17 protein-coding genes, 1 tRNA gene and 1 pseudogene are annotated in these 16,990 nt (G+C 72.3%); 8 read left to right on the top strand and 11 right to left on the bottom strand.

Going from position 1 to position 16,990, the window contains the following annotated elements; genetic code table 11:
• The first annotated feature begins 12 nt into the window (after positions 1 to 12).
• Both ACFV1L_RS14185 and ACFV1L_RS14180 read left to right on the top strand, forming a co-directional pair.
• Positions 13 to 213 (top strand): hypothetical protein, encoded by a 201-nt coding sequence (locus ACFV1L_RS14185; protein ID WP_380365698.1) that lies wholly within the window; start codon positions 13 to 15, stop codon positions 211 to 213.
• A 104-nt stretch (positions 214 to 317) separates the two neighbouring features.
• Entirely contained in the window at positions 318 to 1,166 is an 849-nt protein-coding gene (locus tag ACFV1L_RS14180) for a tyrosine-protein phosphatase (RefSeq protein ID WP_380365696.1), read from the top strand.
• Positions 1,167 to 1,202: 36 nt separating this feature from the next.
• Here ACFV1L_RS14180 and ACFV1L_RS14175 read toward each other — a convergent pair whose 3' ends face one another.
• The 7 genes from ACFV1L_RS14175 to ACFV1L_RS14145 all read right to left on the bottom strand — a co-directional run bounded on the left by ACFV1L_RS14175 (position 1,203) and on the right by ACFV1L_RS14145 (position 8,542).
• Complete coding sequence (locus ACFV1L_RS14175; RefSeq protein WP_380365815.1) at positions 1,203 to 2,024, bottom strand: RNA polymerase sigma factor SigF; 822 nt, start codon at positions 2,022 to 2,024, stop codon at positions 1,203 to 1,205.
• Between the two features lie 173 nt (positions 2,025 to 2,197).
• The gene (locus ACFV1L_RS14170) at positions 2,198 to 3,055 is read right to left on the bottom strand and encodes an RNA polymerase sigma factor SigF (RefSeq protein ID WP_380365695.1); all 858 of its coding nucleotides are present in this window, start codon (positions 3,053 to 3,055) and stop codon (positions 2,198 to 2,200) included.
• A gap of 194 nt (positions 3,056 to 3,249) precedes the next feature.
• Positions 3,250 to 3,543 (bottom strand): Dabb family protein, encoded by a 294-nt coding sequence (locus ACFV1L_RS14165; protein WP_380365693.1) that lies wholly within the window; start codon positions 3,541 to 3,543, stop codon positions 3,250 to 3,252.
• Positions 3,544 to 3,620: 77 nt separating this feature from the next.
• The gene (locus ACFV1L_RS14160; RefSeq protein ID WP_380365691.1) at positions 3,621 to 3,785 is read right to left on the bottom strand and encodes a hypothetical protein; all 165 of its coding nucleotides are present in this window, start codon (positions 3,783 to 3,785) and stop codon (positions 3,621 to 3,623) included.
• A 378-nt stretch (positions 3,786 to 4,163) separates the two neighbouring features.
• Positions 4,164 to 7,874, bottom strand: coding sequence for a HEAT repeat domain-containing protein (locus tag ACFV1L_RS14155; RefSeq protein ID WP_380365689.1), 3,711 nt, complete (start codon positions 7,872 to 7,874; stop codon positions 4,164 to 4,166).
• Positions 7,871 to 8,296: a hypothetical protein gene (locus tag ACFV1L_RS14150; protein WP_380365687.1), complete on the bottom strand. Its 426-nt coding sequence runs from the start codon at positions 8,294 to 8,296 to the stop codon at positions 7,871 to 7,873. Before ACFV1L_RS14150 ends, ACFV1L_RS14155 begins: the two co-directional genes overlap by 4 nt.
• A gap of 170 nt (positions 8,297 to 8,466) precedes the next feature.
• Positions 8,467 to 8,542 (bottom strand) — tRNA-OTHER (locus ACFV1L_RS14145).
• A gap of 237 nt (positions 8,543 to 8,779) precedes the next feature.
• On the opposite strand from ACFV1L_RS14145, the gene ACFV1L_RS14140 reads away from it, so the two are divergent.
• Positions 8,780 to 9,772: a hypothetical protein gene (locus ACFV1L_RS14140; protein ID WP_380365685.1), complete on the top strand. Its 993-nt coding sequence runs from the start codon at positions 8,780 to 8,782 to the stop codon at positions 9,770 to 9,772.
• A 333-nt stretch (positions 9,773 to 10,105) separates the two neighbouring features.
• On the opposite strand, the pseudogene ACFV1L_RS14135 reads toward ACFV1L_RS14140, so the two are convergent.
• The 3 genes and pseudogenes from ACFV1L_RS14135 to ACFV1L_RS14125 all read right to left on the bottom strand — a co-directional run.
• Positions 10,106 to 10,180 (bottom strand): annotated as a pseudogene (locus ACFV1L_RS14135) (NUDIX hydrolase); the annotation flags it as partial.
• 255 nt (positions 10,181 to 10,435) lie between these two features.
• The gene (locus ACFV1L_RS14130) at positions 10,436 to 11,002 is read right to left on the bottom strand and encodes a GNAT family N-acetyltransferase (RefSeq protein ID WP_380365683.1); all 567 of its coding nucleotides are present in this window, start codon (positions 11,000 to 11,002) and stop codon (positions 10,436 to 10,438) included.
• Positions 10,999 to 11,766, bottom strand: a complete 768-nt coding sequence (locus ACFV1L_RS14125; protein ID WP_380365682.1) for a GntR family transcriptional regulator — start codon at positions 11,764 to 11,766, stop codon at positions 10,999 to 11,001. Before ACFV1L_RS14125 ends, ACFV1L_RS14130 begins: the two co-directional genes overlap by 4 nt.
• Positions 11,767 to 12,208: 442 nt before the next feature.
• Here ACFV1L_RS14125 and ACFV1L_RS14120 point away from each other — a divergent pair, with 442 nt between their 5' ends.
• Positions 12,209 to 12,487, top strand: a complete 279-nt coding sequence (locus ACFV1L_RS14120) for a hypothetical protein (protein WP_380365680.1) — start codon at positions 12,209 to 12,211, stop codon at positions 12,485 to 12,487.
• A gap of 60 nt (positions 12,488 to 12,547) precedes the next feature.
• On the opposite strand, the gene ACFV1L_RS14115 is transcribed toward ACFV1L_RS14120, so the two are convergent.
• Positions 12,548 to 12,682: a hypothetical protein gene (locus tag ACFV1L_RS14115; RefSeq protein ID WP_380365678.1), complete on the bottom strand. Its 135-nt coding sequence runs from the start codon at positions 12,680 to 12,682 to the stop codon at positions 12,548 to 12,550.
• Here ACFV1L_RS14115 and ACFV1L_RS14110 point away from each other — a divergent pair.
• The 4 genes from ACFV1L_RS14110 (at position 12,669) to ACFV1L_RS14095 (ending at position 16,901) form a co-directional block, all read left to right on the top strand.
• Complete coding sequence (locus ACFV1L_RS14110; protein ID WP_380365676.1) at positions 12,669 to 13,577, top strand: DUF2637 domain-containing protein; 909 nt, start codon at positions 12,669 to 12,671, stop codon at positions 13,575 to 13,577. The two genes, ACFV1L_RS14115 and ACFV1L_RS14110, sit on opposite strands and share 14 nt — an antisense overlap.
• A 58-nt stretch (positions 13,578 to 13,635) precedes the next feature.
• A complete protein-coding gene (locus tag ACFV1L_RS14105; RefSeq protein ID WP_380365674.1) occupies positions 13,636 to 14,268 on the top strand; it encodes an NUDIX domain-containing protein in 633 nt (210 codons plus the stop codon).
• Positions 14,269 to 14,369: 101 nt separating this feature from the next.
• Positions 14,370 to 14,573 carry a hypothetical protein gene (locus ACFV1L_RS14100; protein ID WP_380365672.1) on the top strand — a complete coding sequence of 68 codons (204 nt, stop codon included), beginning with the start codon at positions 14,370 to 14,372 and terminating at the stop codon, positions 14,571 to 14,573.
• 180 nt (positions 14,574 to 14,753) lie between these two features.
• On the top strand, positions 14,754 to 16,901 hold the full coding sequence (locus ACFV1L_RS14095; RefSeq protein ID WP_380365813.1) for a cell division protein FtsK: 2,148 nt from the start codon (positions 14,754 to 14,756) through the stop codon (positions 16,899 to 16,901).
• The last annotated feature ends 89 nt before the right edge of the window (positions 16,902 to 16,990 follow it).

Here is a 16,990-nt window from a genome sequence, read left to right as displayed (position 1 = left end):
GAGTCCCGTTCCATGGCTGACAACGACTACGACCCCGCCGGCTCCACCCAGATGTTCCGGGCGTTCGTCGACGAGGCCCCGGCCGCGCAGGCCCCGGGCACCGTCACCACCTACGGCAGCAGCTCCTCGTCGAGCCGCACCCCGCTGATCGTCATCGGGGCCGTCGTGGCCCTGGCGGTCGTGGTCGGCGTGATCTGGCTGGCCGTCAAGTAGCGGACGGACCGGGCCCGCCCGGGACCGGCCGGACACCCCGGGCGGTCCCGCGGGCCGGCCTGCCTACACTGGCCGGAACCGCCGCAGCCCGCCAGGAGGCCCCCGTGTCCGCGCCGTCCACCGAGACCGCCCGCAGCCTCGGCCTGGCCTCCGCCGTCAACGCCCGCGACCTGGGCGGGTACGGCACCGCGGACGGCCGCCGGGTCCGCCCCGGCCTGCTGCTGCGCACCGAGGCGCTCAGCCGGCTCGGCGAAGCCGACCGCGAACTGCTCGGCGCGCTCGGCCTGCGGCACGTCGTCGACCTGCGCAGCCTGGACGAGGTCCGCCACCTGGGCGCCGACCTGGTGCCCGGGCTGCCGACGGCCGTGCTGCCGATGGACGCCGCCGCGACGCTGAGCGTGCCGTCCCCGGACGGGCTCGGCCCGACGCTGCACCACCTGCCGGTGTTCTCCGCCGACTTCGACCTGTACGTGGACCTGCGGCGGGCGCTCGGCAGCGGCGAGCCGGACGCGATGCACGCCGTCCTCGGCGAGGGGCGGGGCACCGCGATGATGACCTCGATGTACCGCTGGTTCGTCACCGACCCGCTGGCCCGTTCCCGCTTCGCCACCGTGCTGCGCCTGATCGCCGAGGCGGACGGCGGGCCGGTGCTGTTCCACTGCACCGCCGGGAAGGACCGCACCGGCTGGACGGCCGCCCTGCTCCTCACCGCCCTCGGCGTGCCCCGCGAGGCCGTCGTCGCCGACTACCTGCTGACCAACGAGCGCGCCGCGGCGCGGATCGCCCGGGTGGACCCGCTGCTGCGGCCGCTGGCCCGTGCCGAAACGGTTTACCTCGACGCGGCCTTCGAGGAACTGGCCCTCGGCTGGCCCACCTTCGAGGACTTCTGGCACGACGGCCTCGGCCTGACGGCCGACCACGTCGCCGCCCTCCGGGCCGCCTGCACCGTCTAGGACGGCGGATCCGGGGCCCGGGGGGACGCGGGACGGCTACTCGGCGGTCAGGCCCTCGCGGAGGTGGGCGAGGGTCTTGGTGAGCAGCCGGGAGACGTGCATCTGGGAGATGCCGATCTCGTCGCCGATCTGGGACTGCGTCAGGTTGCCGAAGAACCGCAGCATGATGATGCGGCGCTCGCGCGGCGGGAGCTTGGCCAGCAGCGGCTTCAACGACTCGCGGTACTCGACGCCTTCGAGGGCGAGGTCCTCGTAGCCGAGGCGGTCGGCGAGCGGTCCGTCGCCGCTGTCGTCCTCCGCGGGGGTGGAGTCGAGGGAGCTCGCGGTGTACGCGTTGCCGACGGCTAGGCCCTCGACCACGTCGTCCTCGGAGACGCCGAGGTAGGCGGCGAGTTCCGGGACGGTGGGGGAGCGGTCGAGCCGCTGGGAGAGCTCGTCGCCGGCCTTGGTGAGGGCGAGGCGCAGCTCCTGCAGGCGGCGCGGGACGCGCACCGACCAGCTGGTGTCGCGGAAGAAGCGCTTGATCTCGCCGACCACGGTGGGCATGGCGAAGGTCGGGAACTCGACGCCGCGTTCGGGGTCGAAGCGGTCGATGGCCTTGATCAGGCCGATGGTGCCGACCTGGACGATGTCCTCCATCGGCTCGTTGCGGCTGCGGAAGCGCGCGGACGCGTACCGGACCAGCGGCAGGTTGAGCTCGATCAGGGTGTCGCGGACGTACCCGTGCTCGGCACTGCCGGGCTGCAGCGCGGCGAGTCTGTGGAACAGCGAGCGGGACAGCGTGCGGGTGTCGAGGGCCCGGTCGGGGGCCTCGGCGGGTCCGGCCTGGGCCGGGATCGGTACCGCGACGGATTCGATGACCGCACTGCCCTGTTCTGTGAACACGCGCCCACCCCTTTGCGACTGCCTGTCGAACGGGTTCCACCCGTACGGCGGTTCCCGACTGACGTGTCCTTCTGCTCAATACCGGATCACCGGGCCCGGCAAACCCGATCGCGGCGAGTCGTCGTGCGGGGTCCGGTGCGGGCGGTTCACTCCTCCCAGGAGTTGCCGGTGCGCAGCCGGGTGAGGATGCGGGACAGCAGCCGGGAGACGTGCATCTGGGACATGCCGAGTTCGGTGGAGATCTGCGACTGGGTGAGGTTGGCGAAGAACCGCAGCATGATGATCCGCCGTTCCCGTTCCGGGAGTTGGACCAGCAGGTGGCGGACCATGTCGCGGTGTTCGACGTCGGTGAGGGCGGAGTCCTCGTAGCCGAGGCGGTCCAGCAGGGCGAGGCCGCCCTCGTGCTCCTGGGCGGCCTCCAGGGAGGCGGCGTTGTAGGCGCGGCCGGCGTCCAGGCAGGCGCGCACGTCCTCTTCGGGGATGCGCAGGTTGGCGGCGATCTCGGGGACCTTGGGGGCCCGGCCGTGGGTGACCGTCAACTCCTCCATGGCGCCGCTGACCTGCACCCACAGCTCCTGGAGCCGGCGCGGCACGTGCATGGTGCGGACGTTGTCGCGGAAGTAGCGCTTGATCTCGCCGAGGATGGTGGGCAGCGCGTAGGTGGGGAACTGGACGCCGCGGGTGGGGTCGAAGCGGTCGATGGCGTTGATCAGGCCGATGGTGCCGACCTGGACGATGTCCTCCATCGGTTCGCTGCGGCTGCGGAACCGGGTGGCGGCGTAGCGGACCAGCGGAATGTTGATCTCGATCAGGGCGGCCCGGACCCGGGCGCGTTCGGGGGTGCCGGGCGGGAGTTCGGCGAGCCGCTCGAACAGCACCCGGGTGAGGGTCCGGACGTCGACCGCGCCGCGCCCGCCGGAGCGGCGCGCGGCCAGCTCGACCGGGTCCGGCAGGTCGCCGATCCGGTCCTCCGGCGCGCTGTTGCCCTGCGTCCGCACGGACACGTCACCCCTCCCTTGTGAACCACCTCGCCAATTTCCGGCAAAACCGGTCATAGCATCACAAGTCGCTCCACGGCCGGGCAAGCACCCGGCAGAGGCGTGTTGACGGACTGTCCAGCATTCGGCGGAGCGCGCCGCGACCCCCGGTCCGCCGAGCGGGCCGGGGGTCGCGGTGGTCGTGCGTGTGCGACGGGAGGTCAGACCTCCAGGTCGGCGATCACCCAGGTGGCGAACGCACGCCACTGCCCGGCGGCGGCCTGATGGGCCGGGTGGCCGAGGTAGGAGGCCAGCGCGTCGCGGTCCTCGACCAGGCTGTTGATCGCGAAGTCGTACGCGATGTCCCGCTCGGTGGTGTTCCAGCCGCACTCCCACTCGCGCAGCTCCGGGATCACCGCGCCGAGCTCCTCGAACGCCTTCGCGCCCGCCAGGGCCCGCGGGTCGTCCTTGCCGACGCCGTCGTTGAGCTTGAACAGGACCAGGTGCCGGATCACGATGCCGCTCCTCGCGGATCAGGGAGGGCACGCCCCGGCGGGGCGGCGCCCCCGAAGGACGAACCCCGCAAACGGTACTAGCGGACCAGGCCGGTCATGAAAGCGCCGACCGCCTTCGCCGCGTCCGAGATGCCGACGAAGCCGGACTGCACCAGCTCGGCGGCGCGCACCGGCGAGGTGATGATCGTGTAGATGACGAAGATGACCAGGATCCACATGGCCACCTTCTTCGCCTGAGCCATCGAACGGGCCTGCCTCCCTGAGTCGGGCCGCCGTCCTCTCCCCGCGCGGCCCTGCCACCCGCAGCTTATCCACCGGACGGCGCAAGGGGTGAGGGCCTTGTTCACCCGGCAGGACGAAGGTCCCGTCCGGACAGGGCTTTCTCCGGATGTGCCCGCCCCGGTGGCGCGGCAGGATGGTTGATGTACCGAGGATCTGGCAGGAATCCCCGGTACGGCGATCCGGAGGTCCCCGCTGTGGGACCGGGCGCCGCGGCTTCCCCCCGACGCGGCACCGGTTGTGGGACCTCCGCCCGGGGCAGCAGCTCGTCCCCCCGGAGCTGCTGCCCCCACCGCGGACCGAGAGGTTCGTCCCGGCTCCGCACTCCCGAGGCACGGTGGTCAACCGCCCGGGAGTGCGGGGCCGTTCGCCGTCCACGGGGTGTCCGCCGCACGCAGCGCCTCGCCCAGCCGGGCCGCCTCCACCGCCACCGCCGGCGCCCGCTCGGAGCGGGCCCGGCCGGCCAGCAGCTCCACCGTCTCCGGCCCCGGGAAGGCGAACGCCAGGGCCCGCAGCGCCGCGATCCTGGCCTCGTCGTCGGCGTCCGCCACCGCCCGCAGCCGCAGGAAGTCCGCCGCCCCCGGGTCGGCGACCAGGGCCCGCAGCGCCACCCGCCGCGGCAGCGGATCGGGATCGGCCACCGCCCGCTCGCGCAACAGGTCCACCGGCCGACCGGCCCGGTCGCGGGCCAGTGCGTGCAGGGCGATCGCCCGGATCGGCGCCGACGAGTCGGCGACCGCCCGTTCGCGCAGCAGCGCCCGCACCGCCGGATCGTCCGGCCGGTGCGCCAGCAGGGCCCGCAGCGCCGACAGCCGCACCGCCGCGTCCCGCAGGTGCGCCGCCCGGGCCAGCAGCAGCACCCCGGCCCGCTCCTCGCCGTCGAAGCAGCGCACCACCGCCTCCAGCGCCAGGTCCCGGGTGCGCGGGTCGGGGTCGGCGACCGCCCGCTCCAGGAACAGCGCGCGGGCCTGCGCGCTCGGCGAGCGGCGGTCCGCGAGCGCGGTCAGCACCGCGCCGCGCACCAGCGGGTCGGGCGAGTGCACGGCCTCGTGCCGGACGAACTCGTCCAGCGCCGGGTCCTCCGCGAAGTGCGCGGCCAGCTCGCCCGTCGCCTGGGCCCGGCCGTGGCCGTCCGCCGCCCGGGCCCGTTCGAACAGGAACTCGGCGACCTCCGGGTCGCCCGCCCAGCCCTGGCCCAGCAGGGTCAGCGCGAACGCCCGGGCCTCCGGCAGGCCGTCGCCCGCGACGAAGCCCCGCAGCTGCGCGGCCACCCGCCGGTCGCCCGCCCAGCGGTGCGCCAGCACGGCCAGGGTCCGGCGGCGGACCATCGGGTCCGGGTCCTGGGCGACCCGCTGCCTGAGGAACTCCGCCACCTCCGGATCGCCGGCCCAGCCCCGGGCCAGGCCGGCGAGCGCCGCCGCCCGCACCCGCGGGTCCTTGTCGGAGCCGGCCAGCAGCCGCAGGAACGGGGCGTTGCGCGGATCCTCGGCCGGCTGCAGACAGATCGCCTGCAGGGCCATGCCGCGCACCCTCGGATCGCGGTCCAGGCGCACCCGCTCACGCAGGAACTCGGCGAGCGCCCCGCCGACCCGCTCGTTCACGGTCAGCGCGAACACCGCCAGCCCGCGCAGCTCGGGCTGCCCGTCGGCGGCCGCGATCTCCCGCAGCAGCAGCTGTGCCGGCCCGTCGCCGGACCAGCCCTTGCCGAGCGCGAGCATCTCGTTCAGCCGGTTCTCGCCCCGGGCGCCCGCCACCCGCGCGCGCAGGAACGCGCCGCTGGCGGCCTCGCCCGCCCAGCCGTCGGCGAGCGCCGCCACCGCCGCCTCCTGGGTCAGCGGGTCGGCGTCCTCCTCGATCCGGCGGCGGACGAACGCGCCCACCCGCCGGTCGCCCGCCCAGCCCTCGGCGAGCGCCCCGAACGCCGCCGCCCGCTGGGCCGGCGACCAGCCGTGCTCCGCCCAGGCGCGCAGCAGCGCCGGGCCGCGCGGATCGTTCAGCAGCAGCGCGCACGCCAGCCGCGCCGTCACCGCACCCACCTCGGCCGGCAGCGGCGACTCCCGCTGGGCGTGGTGCCCGTACACCAGGTACCAGCGCAGGAACCGCTCCCGGCCCACCCAGTGCGGGCCCAGCCCGGTCAGCACCGCCCGCAGGCCGTCCAGGGCCTCCACGGTGTCGCCCTTCAGGACGGTGGAGCCCTCGGCCGCGTACGCCTCGAACAGCGCCACCAGGGCGTCCACGACGGCCTCGCTCTGCGCCGTCACCAGGCCGAGCTTGCGGACCTCGCCCAGGCAGCGCACCGCCAGCACCAGCCACTCCGGCACCGGGTCGGCGGCCCCCGGCAGGGCGGGCGCGGCGGCCAGCAGCCGGGAGACCGCCTCGCCGACGAACCGCTCGTCCAGTTCGCCGGCCAGCAGGAGCAGCACCTCGCGCCACGCCGGGTCGTGCCAGCGGGCCGCGAACACCCCGTCCAGCAGCTGGTCCTCGGTCAGCGACCGCTCCCGGTTGAACCGGTAGGCGATGTCGGAGGCCGCCAGGTACTCCAGGAACGCCCGGTGCACGAAGCCGTACACCTCGCCGCCGAACCGGCTCAGGATGAAGTTCCGCTCCCGGAACTGCTGGAGCATCGCCCGGGCCACCGGCGCCGCCCGGTCGGCGGGCAGCTCGTAGCGGTCCCGCAGGTAGCCCTCGAAGGACGCCAGCAGCACCCGGCCCGGGATGTGGTTCCCGGCGATGCCGTCACCGCCCTCCTGCATCCGCCGGGCGACCAGCCGCAGCAGCTCCAGCCGGTCCTCGGACGCCAGGTACGGCATCCCGCCGTCCACCCGCCGGTCCTGCAGGTACTTGCTGGGGTCCCAGTGCTCGACCAGCACCGCCACGGCGTGCTCGTACACGGTGCGGCGGTCCCGGGGCAGCTCCCGGCGGCGGCCGATGATCGCCAGGATGGTCAGGATCAGCGGGTTGCCGGCCAGTTCCCGCACCGGCGCGGAGGACGCCACGGCGGCCGTCACCCGGCGGTGCAGCCGCTGCGCCTCGACCGGGTCGCCCGGGCAGGCGGTGGCGTACCAGCGGGCCGCGAAGGTGTCGATCTGCCGGTCGTCCAGGTCCTGCAGCATGTAGTGCCCGAACCCGGCGGCGTCCAGCGGCTCCCGCCGGTAGCCGATCACCCGGGACGTCACCACCACCCGCACCTGCGGGTAGCGGGCCGCGAACGCGGCGATCCGCCGGCTCGCGGTCTCCCGCACCTGCGGGTCGAACAGCTCGTCCAGGCCGTCGAACAGCACCAGGGTGGCCGCCGGGTGCTCGGTCAGCTGGCGCTCCAGCAGCGCGGCGGGCAGGCCCAGGCCCTCGGTGCCGTGCAGGTGGGCGAGGAAGTCCTCGAAGGTGCGCTCCCGCCACTCCGGGTCGGCGTAGCGGCGCAGTTCGACGATCAGCGGCAGCCGGCCGGCCAGCGCCGCGACCTCCTCCGGGAGGTTCGCGCCGGGGTGCACCAGCGGCTCGGTCAGCGCCAGGCCGAGGAACCGGGCCAGCGTGGACTTCCCCGACCCGGGGTCGCCGAGCAGCACGGCCCGGTGCCCGTCCGGCCCGGCGAGCAGCGGCAGCACCGGCACGGCCGGGCGGCGGCGGTAGGCCTCCCGGACCCGGCGCACGGTCTCCCGCTCGACGCCGGGCGGCAGCCGGCCCGGGTCGAGCTCCCCGGTCTCGGTGAGCCGCTTCAGCAGCTCCCGGGGCAGCTCCACGGGCGGCGGGTCGGCGCGCACCAGCTGCGGGACGAACACCTCGCGCAGGTGGACCGCCGGATGCTCGTCCTGCTCGGAGAGCGGCGTCAGCACCTCCAGGTCGAGGCGGTGGTAGCGCTCGCGCAGCCGCACCGCGTGGCGGCGGCGGGCCTCGTCCAGGTCGCCCGGCGGGGGCGGCTCCGGGCCGATCGTGATCCGCACGCTCTGCGCGTGCTGGATCATCGTCAGGTCGCCGCCGACCGCGGCCCGTTCCGCGGACTGGCCGCCGCCGGCGGTGTCCTCCGCACCGAACAGCCGGCGCCAGAACCCGCTCACGGCTGCTGCTCGCCGAAGCGCACCGAGCCGTCCACGCCGTCGACCAGTTCCACGTCCCCGCCGGCCCGCACGCCCCGCGCCGACTGGCCGTCACCTGCCGCGTCGGCGACGGGAGTCGTCGCGGCGTCCGGCACCGGCCCGGGGGCGGCGGAGCCGCGGCCGATCACCACGTCGCCCTTGACCCCGCGCACCATCCGCACCGAGCCGCCGGCCGCCGCGCCGTCCGCGGACTGGCCGCCGCCGCGGCCGCGCACGCCGCCCGTCACGGAGGCCAGCAGGCCGGCGAGGCCGACGAACAGGCCCAGCACGCCCGCCCACTGGTTCGCCCGGTCCAGTCCCTCCCCCCACAGGAACAACGCCAGCCCCACCACCGATATCCCGGCCCCGACCCACACCAACCAGCGCCACCGCGTGCTGCCCATGCGGGCATCATCCCCTCAACTTCGGCTCCGGCAACCGGAAACGGACCTCCAGTGCGGGCCCTGCCGGGAAACCGGCGGCAGCCGCGTCCGGTCCGGGAGCCCGCCGTCCGCCCGGCGGCGGGAAACGCGAAGGGCCCCGACCTGACGGTCGGGGCCCTTCGGAAGAGCGGTAGCGGTGGGATTCGAACCCACGGTGGAGTTGCCCCCACACACGCTTTCGAGGTCTGAGATCCACCGTTCAGTGCCGGTCGCGGACGTTCCGGCCGCAGGTGGGAGCGGGTCCTGCGCATGACGGCGCACCCCGCTGAACGATGGTGAATGAGACCAGAACTGAGACCACATGCGTACGTCAAGGGCAAGGGAGGCCGCGGGGTAGCTGCTCTGGAACGGCGGCTGGGATGCCCTCGTAGACCTGACCCATATCGGGTGTCGCCACTGCCATGAGGCGGGGATGATGTGGGGCACTGCAAGGGAGGGGCCGGCATGGAGCGCCTGGAACTGATTGTCGTACAACTCGAAGAGGCGAAGGGGCTGATCGAGAAGGGTCGCGTGCCTCACCTGCGGCTGGCGTACATACTCCTCGATAGCGTGACAGAGCTGATTCTTCACCGGACGGTGCAGCCTGCACTGTGGGACCAGGAGATGCTGGCGGGCGTGCTGGCGACGTATAAGGATCTCGCCGCTGGCGGGCACCAGGAGGCGGCGGCAGAGATTCCGTTGATCGAAGCCCGGGTGATCTCCACATCGAAGCTGAGGGAAATCGACCGGAACTTCGATGCCAAGGTAGCGTTCTTGGTCAGCCGCGACATGCTTGACCCTGCACTTGGCCCCGTCTTGGAGAAGCTGCACAAGTACCGCAATGAGATGTATCACCGTGACAAGCTGCGGCGCGAGGTTCTCCAGCCGGCAACCCTGATCTACTTCGACTCTGCCTGTACTGCGCTGGAGGCATACAAGCCAGGCATGATGGCCTTCACTGGCAAACCTCTGGGGCCAGAGCTCTCGCGGTTCATCGGGGGCGGCTCCGGCTTCCTGGAGATGGACATCCCGCAGCGGATCGCTGCGCAGCTCCGTCGTGAAGTGGGCCTCGACCTGCCCCAGGTCCGCAGCGCTCTTGCCCAGTACCTCACTGCCCGGCTAGACGAAATCACCGACGGTCTAACGTTCATCGAGGACAACCTTGGGGTCCCGCCTCTCGTACGTGGCGATGCTTTGCGTCTCGTCCAGGCGAATCTCGCCGCGAACCCGACCCTCGAACAGGTCCGGGGGAAGAAGTACCGGTTCTCCAAGGCAGACATGGAACAGTGGAGAGGTCGGATCGACGGGCTGGAGTCCATCGGCGACAAGCATGAGTTGGTACGCGAGTACGCCGCCATTGAGGATGAATTCGAGCCCTTCGAGGAACTCGTTGAGAAGGCCGTAAGGGAGCTCGATCGGGAAGTGCAGATGCAGATCGACATCGCCCGCGGCAAGTAGCGGCCTGCGCTAGCCCTGCTGGCGGTGCCGGTACTAAGCGGTCGGCCGCTGGTTCGGCGGCCGACCAGCGGCTGACGCGGTTGGTCGCGAACCACTCGTTCGTGTTGCTGGAGGCGGATGAGTGTGGTGCGACATGACGACGACACCCGACAGGGAGCCGACAACTGCCGAGGCGCGGGTGGCGGAGATCGTCAGCCGCTACGGGGCAGACAGTGTGGTCGGTCGGTTCATTCGTCGAGCGTCGCCAGAGATCATCGCGGCGGTGGCACGGGTGGAGGCGGCAGTGGCGGCTCAGCCCAGGTAGGGGTAGGCGCCGGCAAGGTAGTCGCCGATCTACTGGCGCATGCTGGGGTGAATGTCGTATTGGTCGAGGTCGGCGGGCTGGACGAAGCGGACGCCGTGGCCATCCGCTCACGCAAACGGCCCCGGACGAGAAGTCCGAGGCCGGTGATCAAGCCCCCAGAAGGCCAACCTGCGGCTTATCCAGGGTGGTTCACCGAGCCCCCTGTCGGGTTCGAACCGACGAACCCCGCTTTACAAGCTCAACCAACAGTTCGATCAACGTGCCCCGGCGTCAGCGGGCAGAAGGCAATCGATCCACCTGCGGCATCCACTGCCCGTAGGCGCTCAAGCACGTTGATGTCAGCTGGTGATGTCACAACGTCAGTGATTGCTGCTGGTGAACCCCATCACGGTGGCGTCCTCAAAACCGTGCTCTGCGGGCACCGCAGGTCGCTGCGCGACCCACCCGGAGACGCGCGGTCCGCCGTTCACCGCCCCGCCCTCACGAACGGTGCGGACGTGCGTGAACCCGTGATCGACGTAGTACTGCTGCAGGCGCTCGTTCGCTGTCCAGGCGTCCAGCCGCAGCCACTTTGCACCCTCGCTGGCCGCACGGGTACCTGCCCAGTTCAACAGGCGTCCCCCGATGTCCCGGCCGGCGTACGCGCGCGAAACGGTCAGCTTGTTGACGTAGCGGGCGGGTTCGCTCAGCTCGGCCTCAGTCCAGAGCCCGTCTTCAGCGTCGGGCGTGAGCGTGATAGTGCCCACGATCTCCGATGCGTCCCGAAGCATGAAGACCGTGTCGGCCTCAATCGCGTCCAGGAGCTTGTCTGCCGGGTACGGGCGGCTCCACTGGTCGCTGCCAAGCGCGCTCAGCCACGCAGCAGCCTCCTGCCGGAAAGCAAGAAGGTGCTCCAGATTCGCCGCTGTTGCTGGTTCGATGATCACTCTCCCGCCTCCCGCGCCGCGATGTTTCCGATCTCGTAGTTCATGTGGTTGAGGTCGCCGCGGAACGTGGTGACGGTGCATCGGATGGGCTTGTCCTCCGAATAGCCGGTCCGCACCCACACCAGCACCGGCACACCCGCTCCAGCCTGGAGAAGCCGCGCTTCGTCCGGCGTAGGCATGCGGGTGGAGATGTCATCGAAGTAGCCGACCTGCTCGACCCCCAGCCCAGCCAAATACCGGGTGGTCCCTTCCGCGATGTCGCCCGGCTCTGCCAGCCTCGGAGCCTTCTCGACCAACCACATTGGGTAGCTGGTGGCCTGCGTGGACCACGGCACGTCGTCGACGTAGCGGTGGCAGAACCGCAGTACGGTCGTCGCCCCCTCGGGCACCCGCAGTTGCTCCGCCACGATCGCCGGAGCGGGCTGCATCTCGACTCGGAACTCCTGGTGAGGCCTTCGGCCGGCGTGAGTCACATCAGTGTTGTAGGCGTCCCCGTTCTGGGGGAACGTGAGGTTCTCGAAGCGTGAGGCATTCAGGTTGAACACCTCGTGGGAGCGAACTTCATAGCCGAGCCCTTGGCTGGCCGCGATCAGCCCCTCGGCCACGAGAACCTTCAGGCCGGCGCGCACCGTGTTCCGTGAGGCGTCGAACCGGTCGCACAGATCGCGCTCGGAGGGCAGTCGGACCCCAGGCGGGAACGCCCCGGTGTTGATCTCGTTCCGGAGCACGTCTGCGACTCGGTGGTACAGCGGCTGGCTACTCATACCTCCCATAATGCCCCACTGGGTCAACTGGTTCCTACATGTTGGACCAATGGGCTTGACGATCGCTCTGCGTGAGTGCAGCATCATGTTCAGCAGCTTGTACCTACCAGTTGAGCCAGTGGCTCAAGGGGGACAAGATGTCGTTGATGGCTCATGCCTGATGCGTGCTTGACCTGCGTAAACGTGCGCCTGGAGGGGTGGGGTGACAGCCCCCCGAAGGAAGCGAGCGTTCCTTGAGAACTCAAAAGTGTGCTGATCAACGGACGGCCCGTAGTGGGCCCCTTCGGGGGTGAGGGTGCAACTCCCTCCCCGTCCTCTGACGGCCCGGCGTCTGTGTCGGTGCTGTCTTTCGTCGGACCCGTGGGTGGGCTGGCGCGCTGTCCTTGGCCGGTTGCGCGCCAGCCCCTACGGGCCCACTCACCTGACAGAGAGGTAGAGACCCGTGAGGTCGATTGTTGCAGGACAGGTCGCCGTGGACTCGGAGGAGTTCGCGGAACTGGCGCTGGGTGTGGACAGCGAGCTGTTCGCCGGCGTGCCGGGCGAGGGCCCGTCGGAGTACGCGGCGCGGATGGACGTGGCGCTGGCGGTGCTGGCGGACCTGGACCGGGAGGACCCGGAGTTGGCCGGGTTCGCGCGGCGGCTGATGGACGCGGCGCCGGTGCCGCTGTTCACCGCCCGCCGGCCGGTCGGCCGGGTGCCGGGTGTGGGGGTCGCGGCGTGAGCGGGTTGAAGCGTCGTGCTCGCCGTCGTCTGGTCGTGCTCACGAAACGGGTGTTCGTGCTCATCGCCCGTTCGTCGGGCGGGAAGCGGGGCGGGCGGTGAGTGCCTTGGTGACGCCGCAGCAGATTCGCTCGGCGGAGAAGATCCTGAGCTTGGGGACGTGGACGATCACGTTCGGGGCGGTGCTGTACAGCATGCTCACGGTGACGCCGTTGATGGCCGGCCACACCCCGGACGGTTGGAAGTGGACGGCTCCGATCCTGCCGCTGGCGGTGGATGCGGCGGTGGTGATCGTGGTGCGGATGGACGGCATCCTGGCACGCCTCGGCGGGGACGGCGGTTGGTGGCCGGTGGTGCTGCGCTGGATGACCGGCCTGGCGACGGTGCTGCTCAACGTGGGCGAATCCGCCCTGGCGAAGGATGCTGTGGGGGTTGCTGTCCACGCGGTCGCGCCGCTGCTGCTGATCGTCACGGCGGAGACTTCGCTCGCCTACCGCCGGTCGATCGCCCGCGCCGTCGCCGCCCGGGACGCCGCCGAGCGGGCCGAGCGCGAGGAGCGCCGGCAGCGTGCCGAGCAGGCCCAGGAGCGGGCCCTGGCCGAGCAGAAAGCAGCGGCCGAGACCGCCGCACGCCTGGCCCGTGAGGCCGAGGACCGCAAGCGTGAGCACGAGCGCGAGCAGCGTGAGCACGAACTGAAGGTGCTGCGCGAGAACCACGAAGCGCAGGAGCGCCGTGAGGCCGCCGAGCGTGCCGAGCGGGCACGCAGGGAAGCCGAGGAGCGGGCCGCCAAGGAGCGCTGTGAGCGCGAGGCGCGCGAGCGTGAGCAGGCCGAGCGCCAGCGTGAGAAGCAGCGGATCGCCGACCGCCGGTACTACTGGAATCAGATCCTGTCCGGCCCGCCGGCCACCGAGAAGCTCGCCGAGGCCAAGGCCCGGGAGATCGTCGAAGCCGCGATCAACACGCCGAGCGTGACGCAGCGTCGGGTGGCCGAGCTGACCGGCTGGTCCACCGGCTGGGTCGCCGCCCGCTTCCAGGAGGCGGAGAACGCCCGCGACCTGGCCGCCGCCGACATCGTGCCCCTCGCCGCTTGAGCGCGCCCGCACCACCCTTCCCCAACTTCCTTGCACCAGAGCCTGTTTGGAGACTCCCGTGTCCGACACCCAGTTCATCGCCTACATGGACGCCTTCCGCGCGGCCACCGAGCACACCGCTGCCTGCGAGGCGTGCCGGAACGGCCTGCCGTGCGCGGCGGGCGACCCGATCCACGACGACTTCGCCGCCCGTCACGCCGCCTGGCAGGCCCGCAAGCACGTCGCCACGCCGACCGTGGCCGTCGCCGAGGAGACCGTCTGGGCGACCCCGGGCTACACGGTCGACATCGTGTGCGTGCGCCGCCGCGCCGGCGTCCCGGAGGTGCTGCTGATCGAGCGCGGCGACGCCCCCTTCAAGGGGCTGCCCGCGCTGCCGGGCGGCTACGTCGACGAGGGGGAGACCTCCCAGGCCGCCGCCGCGCGCGAGTTGCGGGAGGAGACCGGGGTCCGCGTCCCCGAGACGGCGCTGACCATGGTCGGCGTCTACGACACCCCGGGCCGTGACCCGCGCGGCTGGACCGTCTCCGTCGCGTACCGGATCGAGGTCCCGGACAGCACCGAAGCCGTCGCCGGGGACGACGCGGCCAGCGCCCGCTGGACGCCGCTCACCGCGGTGCCGGAGGCCATGGCGTTCGACCACGGGGCCATCCTGGCCGACGCCCTCGCCCTGACCGCCGCCCGCAGCGCCTGACCGGCACAGGCACCACTTCCGGGGCGGCCGCCTCTGCCGGCAAGCCGACCGGCCGCCCCGGGCCCCCTTTCCGCACCACATCACCCCGAGGGAGAACCCCCATGTCCAGCCAGTACTACCGCGCCGAGGTCCACGTCCGTGCCGCCGACGGCGGATTCCTGACCGTCTACAACGACGGTCCCGGGCCGGTCGGCCTGTCCGCGTCGCAGGTCCGGACCCAGGCCGAGGCCGTCGCCCGGGCCGAGGTGCCCGGCGGCACGGTCGTCGGCTCCCGCGTCAGCACCGACGGCAAGGTCATCGGCTGACCGGAACAGCTCCGACGAACACCCGGGGCGGCCGCCTCTGCCGGCAAGCTGACCGGCCGCCCCGGGCCCCCTTTCCGCACCACCTTGCAGCGAAGAAGGGAAAGACCAGTGAACCAGAACCGCCAGCCCGAGCCCGGCGGCAGCAGCGACGACGAGCTGTTCCTGCTGCTGGCGGCGGAGATGGCCGCCGACGCCGAGGCCGAGGCCCGAGGCGAGGTCCTCGACCTCGACAAGGCCCGCACCGAACGCCGCCCCGCCCCCGCCGGCGACGCCGACCCGGACGGCGCGGACGGGCAGTCCGTCTACGTCGACCAGCCCCTGGCGGTGGCGCTGCCGGTGCCCGAGGGCGCGCGCCGCCCGATCCTCCCCGCCTGGCTGCTGTCGAAGTCGGAGCTGGCCGCGCAGACCAGGTGGGCGGCCGGGCACGTCGGCCACTCGCTGGCCTACCACGCGGTCCGCTCCCCGCTCTACGCCGCCAAGCTCGCCGCCCGCTCGCCGCGCGGCGCGGCGCGCACGCTGTCGTTCCTGGGCCGGTGGGCCGCCGACGCCGAGGGCCAGCCGCTGCGTGCGGCCGCCGCCCGGCGGGAGGACGCCGAGCTGTACCTGAAGCTGTGCCGGCAGCGCGACAACCGGGTGCGGCTGCGCGGCATCATCACCCTGCTCGGGTCGGTGTTCGGCCTGGCCGCCGTCATCGTGCTGCTGGTCATGACGTCCACCGCCACCCTCATGGCGCTGGCCGCCGCCGTGGTCCTGGCCCTCGGTGCTGCCGGTGCGCCGGCGGACGAGCCGCTCATCACCCGGGCCGTCGTGAAGGCCAAGGCCCCCAAGCTCACCTCCGACATGGTCGTCGCCGCGCTGGAGTCCCTCGGCATCGGCGCGATCACCTCCGCCAAGTCGAAGAACTCCGGGATCACCTTCCCCGCGCCGATCACCCGCGACGGCCCCGGCTGGCGCGCCGACGTCGAACTCCCGCCCGGCGTAGAGGTCACCGACGTGATGGAGCGCCGGGGCCGCCTCGCCTCCGGTCTGCGCCGCCCGATCGGCACCGTCTGGCCCGAGCAGGCCAAGGGCGAACACCCCGGCCGCATGGTCCTGTGGGTCGGCGATCAGGACATGGCCAAGGCCAAGCAGCCCGCCTGGCCGCTCGCCAAGGCCGGCACCGTCGACCTGTTCGACCCCGTGGCGTTCGCCACCGACCAGCGCGGCAACTGGGTCACGGTCACCCTGATGTTCATCGCCGGGATCATCGGCGCGGTCCCCCGCATGGGCAAGACCTTCCTCCTACGGCTGCTGCTGCTGATCTCCGCGCTCGACCCCCGCGCCGAGCTGCACACCTACGACCTCAAGGGCACCGGCGACCTCGACCCCGTCGGAAACCAGGTGAGCCACCGTCACCGCGCCGGCGACGACGACGAGGACATCGAGTACGCCATCGCCGACATGCGCGAGGTCCGCGAGGAACTCAGGCGCCGCACCAAGGTGATCCGCTCCCTGCCCCGCGACGTCTGCCCCGAGTCGAAGGTCACCAGCCAGCTCGCCGACAACAAGTCCCTGCGCCTGCACCCGATCGTGATCGGCGTGGACGAGTGCCAGGTGTGGTTCGAACACCCCAAGCACGGGGCCGAGTTCGAGGAGATCTGCACCGACCTGGTCAAGCGCGGCCCCGCCACCGGCATCGTCCTGCTGCTGGCCACCCAGCGCCCCGACGCCAAGTCCCTCCCGACCGGCATCTCCGCGAACGCGATCCTCAGGTTGTGCCTCAAGGTCATGGGGCAGGTCGAGAACGACATGGTCCTCGGCACCTCCTCCTACAAGCGCGGCGTGCGGGCCACGACGTTCTCCCGCGAGGACCGGGGCATCGCCTACTACGTCGGCGGCGAGGGCGCCGACGCCCAGATCGTCCGCAGCGTCTTTGTGGACGCGCCGGCGGCCGAGGCCATCGCCGCCCGGGGCCGGGCCGCGCGCGAGCGGGCCGGACTGCTGACCGGCTTCGCCGCCGGCACCGCCGACGCCACCCCCGCCGTGGCCGTCTCGCACGACCTCCTCGCCGACGTCCTCGCCGTCATGGGCCCCGACGAGCCGAAGCTCTGGTCGGAGACGATCGTCGCCCGCCTCGCCGAACTCCGCCCCGACGTCTACGGGCCGTGGGCCGAGTTGGAGGGCCGCGCCAAGGCCGACCAGCTGGTCGCCGCGCTCAAGCCCTACGGCATCACCACCGGCCAGGTCTGGGGCACCACCGAGGACGGCAAGGGCGCGAACCGACGCGGCATCACCCGCGACGACGTCACCAAGTCCGTCACGGAGCGCGACAAGAAGCGCGCCGCCTGAGAGCCCCGATCGGGTGCTAGGTCTAGCGGACGTCCCCGCTAGACCTAGCACCCCTGCTAGCGGCCCACACCATATCTGGCCAGCGGACT

Source organism: Kitasatospora sp. NPDC059646, from assembly GCF_042734615.1.
Lineage (GTDB): Bacteria > Actinomycetota > Actinomycetes > Streptomycetales > Streptomycetaceae > Kitasatospora.
Note: the sequence above shows the minus strand (reverse complement) of the source record. Positions and strands in the feature narration are given on the sequence as shown.